Origin of the sequence: Mycobacterium sp. (assembly GCF_044342925.1) — a bacterium.
Taxonomy (GTDB): Bacteria; Actinomycetota; Actinomycetes; order Mycobacteriales; family Mycobacteriaceae; genus Mycobacterium.
Window position 1 is genome coordinate 1 of sequence record NZ_JBIIOV010000226.1, and the last position, 4,170, is coordinate 4,170.

Annotated in this window: 5 protein-coding genes; all 5 read left to right on the forward strand. The window is 71.7% G+C overall.

Annotated features, from left to right (window positions below; all coding sequences use genetic code 11):
• Positions 1 to 403 precede the first annotated feature (403 nt).
• Positions 404 to 1,435: a septum site-determining protein Ssd gene (gene ssd / locus ADBZ6I_RS16385; RefSeq protein ID WP_526385712.1), complete on the forward strand. Its 1,032-nt coding sequence runs from the start codon at positions 404 to 406 to the stop codon at positions 1,433 to 1,435.
• Complete coding sequence (locus ADBZ6I_RS16390; RefSeq protein ID WP_526385705.1) at positions 1,432 to 2,598, forward strand: TadA family conjugal transfer-associated ATPase; 1,167 nt, start codon at positions 1,432 to 1,434, stop codon at positions 2,596 to 2,598. The genes ssd and ADBZ6I_RS16390 overlap by 4 nt, the downstream gene beginning before the upstream one ends.
• Positions 2,595 to 3,386 (forward strand): type II secretion system F family protein, encoded by a 792-nt coding sequence (locus ADBZ6I_RS16395; RefSeq protein WP_526385707.1) that lies wholly within the window; start codon positions 2,595 to 2,597, stop codon positions 3,384 to 3,386. Before ADBZ6I_RS16390 ends, ADBZ6I_RS16395 begins: the two co-directional genes overlap by 4 nt.
• On the forward strand, positions 3,383 to 3,958 hold the full coding sequence (locus tag ADBZ6I_RS16400; RefSeq protein ID WP_526385710.1) for a type II secretion system F family protein: 576 nt from the start codon (positions 3,383 to 3,385) through the stop codon (positions 3,956 to 3,958). Before ADBZ6I_RS16395 ends, ADBZ6I_RS16400 begins: the two co-directional genes overlap by 4 nt.
• A 42-nt stretch (positions 3,959 to 4,000) precedes the next feature.
• Positions 4,001 to 4,170 (forward strand): DUF4244 domain-containing protein (locus tag ADBZ6I_RS16405; RefSeq protein WP_526385714.1); only part of this gene is annotated, 170 nt, incomplete at its 3' end.

A 4,170-nucleotide genomic window follows, 5' to 3' on the forward strand; every position in this document is an offset into this window, starting at 1 on the left:
CCGTCCGGGAAGATCGCCGACCGCACCGATGCGGCGGATTTTGGCAGTTGATGCCAGCTGTCGGAGGGTGCAGATTCACAGGAAACACCTCGGTTTCAATTTGGTTTTCTGCTTGCGCTGCGCCCCCGGATCGTGTGTATAGTTGGCATCGCTCGGCTTAGGTCGAGCGTGCATCAGCCCGACCCCCCGGGGCTGATACACGACGACCCTCGCCTCCTCCCCCCCTGGCGAGGGTCGTCCCTTTTGTGGGGAAAGTTTGCTGGCCGCGGCTTTGATGCCCGCCGCGGACCGTCCATCCCCAGGCTGACTTCCATGCACATGCCCGGATTCTGCGGCTGGCGCATGGACATCGTTCTGCGACACGGTGTGTCGCGTGACATATGCCACACCGATCGTTCTTCTGGTGCTCGGCGATCCCGAGCTGTCCGCCGCTGCCGACCGGGTCGTCGCGGCCGTCGGCGCCCGCGCGGCCCGAGTGGTCACCCCGAGCCGCCGTGGCTGGCTCGGTGCCGACGCCATCGTGCTCGACGAAGCGGGTGCCCGTCGGTGCGTCCACGAGGGACTGCCTCGGCGCGATGGCGTGCTACTGGTCGGCGCTCAGCCGCCGTCGGCCGAGATATGGACTGCCGCAGTGGATGTCGGCGCACAGCAGGTGTGCGTACTGCCGTCCCAGGACGCCGAATTGATGCAACACCTTGCCGATGCAGTCGAAGCGGGATCGTCGGAACGCGGCGGTCGTGTGATCGCCGTCACCGCCGGCCGCGGCGGTGGCGGCGCCTCGGTTCTCTCCGCAGCGCTGGCCTTGTCGGCCGGTGAGGCGCTGCTCATCGACGTCGACCACTGTGGCGGCGGGCTGGATCTGCTGCTGGGTGGCGAGTCGCTACCCGGCCTGCGCTGGCCCGACGTGCGGGTGCACAGCGGGCGGCTCGGCTGGACGGCGGTCCGCGATGTGCTCCCGCGGCGCGACGGAGTCAGCATGCTGTCGGCCACCCGCGTATTCCACGAGATCGATCCTGGTGCCGTGGCGGCGGTAACGGACGCGGGCCGGCGCGGCGGGGTGACCGTGGTCTGCGACATTCCCCGGCACATCAGTCCGGCTGCGGAGTGTGCGCTGCAGCACGCCGACCTGGTCGTCGTGGTGACGACCTGTGACGTGCGCGGTGTCGCCGCCACCGCGGCGACCGTGACGGCACTGGCCACCGTCAACCCGGCTCTGGGCCTTGTGGTGCGCGGTCCCTCGCCCGGCGGCCTGCGCGCCCGGGAAGTCGCCGCCGCGGCGGGTGTGCCGCTGCTGGCTGCGATGCGTCCCGAGCCGCTCCTGGCCCAGCGGCTCGAACAGAGCGGGCTGCGACTTCGCCGACGTTCACCACTGACCCTGGCGGCCCGCAGAGTTCTTAATGCCCTGCATCGCACCGACGCCGGGCGGGCGGCGTGAACGCGCCGCTGATCCAGCGCGTGCGGGAGCGGCTCGCGGCGGAGTCGGCGCCGCTGCGGCCCACGGTCCTGGCCGCCGCGATCAGGGCGGAGTCCGGCGGCGTCCTCAGCGATGGTGAAGTGCTCAGCACTCTTCGGGCCATCGAGACCGAATTGACCGGCGCCGGAATTCTCGAGCCGATACTGCGGGCAGAGGGGACCACCGACGTCCTGGTCACCGGACCCGCCGATGTCTGGGTCGATGACGGAAATGGACTGCGGCGCTGCGATATTCGCTTCCCCGATGAAGCGTCCGTCCGGCGGCTCGCCCAGCGGCTCGCCGCGGCGGCCGGTCGCCGGCTCGATGACGCCCAACCGTGGGTGGACGGTCAGCTGACCGGCGTGGGCAACGGCCGGTTCACGGTTCGCCTGCATGCCGTGCTGCCACCGATCGCCGCCGCAGGCACCTGCCTTTCGCTGCGCGTACTGCGACCCGCCGTCCACGACCTGGTCGCACTGATGGCTGCCGGTGCTATCGACCCGCCCGCCGGCCGGCTGCTGCGCGACATCATCGCCGCGCGGTTGGCCTTCCTGGTCTCCGGCGGTACCGGCGCCGGCAAGACCACCGTGCTGGCCGCCGCGCTGGGCGCGGTCGGCCCGGGGGAACGCATTGTGTGCGTGGAGGACGCACCGGAACTGGCGCCGCCGCACCCGCATCTGGTCCGGCTGGTGGCCCGCAACGCCAACATCGAGGGCGTCGGCGAGATCACCCAGCGCCAGCTGGTTCGCCAGGCGCTGCGCATGCGACCGGATCGCATCGTCGTCGGAGAAGTCCGGGGAGCCGAAGTGGTGGATCTGCTTGCTGCGCTCAACACCGGTCATGACGGCGGCAGCGGCACCGTGCACGCCAACAGCCCTGCCGAGGTGCCGGCGCGGTTGGAGGCGCTCGCCGCGCTCGGCGGCCTCGACCGCGCGGCGCTGCACAGTCAACTGGCCGCCGCGGTACGGGTGGTGGTGCACGTCAACCGGGATTGCAGCGGGCGTCGCCGGCTGACCGAGATCGCGCTGCTTCGTCGCGACGCTGCCGGCTACTGCTTCACCGTGCCAGCCTGGCGGGCCGACGGCGGGCCCGCCGAGGCCGCCGAAGACCTGCGGCGGCTGATCGAACAGCGGTGCGCGTCATGAGCGGAATCTCCCTTGCCGCAGGGCTATTGGCTCTGGCCGTGTTGGTGGCGCCGGGCGGTCCACACGGCCGGATCGCGATACCGGTGCGGCATCGCTGCTCCCGGCGGGCACTCGCGACGGGTTCTCTCGCTGTGCTTGCGGCTGCGACCGCGGTGTCGGTGCCGGCCCCGGCTCTGGTTGCCGGTGTGGTCGCAGCAGCGGCCGTCGTGGGCCGCATCCGCCGCCGGCGACGGATGCGCCTGCGGCTGCGGGAGGGCCGGGCTCTGGCAGCGGCACTGGAACTACTGACCGGTGAGCTGCGGGTGGGGGCACATCCCATCGCCGCCTTCGCCGTTGCTGCATCGGAATCGGTTGGTGGGGTGGGTGACTCGCTGCGTGCCGTCGCCAGTCGCGCGCAACTCGGTGCGGATGTGGCAGACGGTATCCGGGCGGCGGCGGGTGCTTCGCCGGTGCCGCAGTACTGGAACCGGCTCGCCGTGTGCTGGGATCTGGCGGCCGAACACGGTCTGCCGATGTCGGTTCTGATGCGGACCGCCCACCGCGACATCGTGGACCGGCAGCGGTTCGCCGATCGCACCCATGCGGCGCTGGCCGGCGCACGAGCCACCGCCGCCATCCTGGCCGCCCTGCCGTTGCTGGGCGTGCTGTTCGGTCAGCTCATCGGAGCCGAACCGCTGCGTTTCCTGCTCGGCGGGGGGCTGGGCGGGGCACTGCTGATCATTGGTGTCACCTTCATCTGCGCCGGGGTGGCCTGGGCAGACCGCATCATCGATCGGCTCATGGCATGAGCGCCGCCGCGTTGCTGCTGGCGGCCGCACTGATCGTCGGTGCCGGTCCGGCCGGTGCGCGGTTGCGTGCCGGTGCGGCGGCCCCCCGCCGGCGGGAGGCCCGCGGCCGCGTGCGGCCTGGTGACCCGTTCGCCGCGGCATCGGCGCTGGACGTGCTGTCGGTATGCCTGTCGGGCGGAATGACGGTGCCGGCCGCGGCCCGCGCCACCGCCGGCTCCGCTACACCGGCGCTGGGTGCGCTGCTGAGCCGCGCCGCGGATCTGCTCGCACTGGGCGCCGACCCCGACTCGGCCTGGCGGGTGCACCCGAGTGACGACGACGCGTGCGCGGCACTGGCCCGTCTGGCCCGGCGGTCGGCGTCCTCCGGCAGTGCGCTGGCTGGCGGAGCCGCCGATCTGGCGGAGCAGTCGCGTCAGGACGCCATCCACCTCGCCGCGGCCGCCGCCGAGCGGGCCGGGGTCCACATCGCCGGCCCACTCGGCCTGTGCTTCCTGCCGGCCTTCGTCTGCCTGGGTATCGTCCCGGTCGTGGCGGGCCTGGCCGGAAAGATCTTCGGGGCCGGGCTGCTGTGACCGGAACCGAAGTCGAAATTCACATCGGAGAAGGGAAAAGCAATGCTGCACAATGCGATCCGCCAGATCAATGTCCGGCTGACGACCGTCGTCGCCGACGAGGCGGGCATGTCGACCGTCGAGTACGCCATCGGGACGATCGCCGCGGCGGCGTTCGGCGCCGTCCTCTACAGCGTCGTCACCGGGGACTCGATCGTCGGTGCACTGACCAC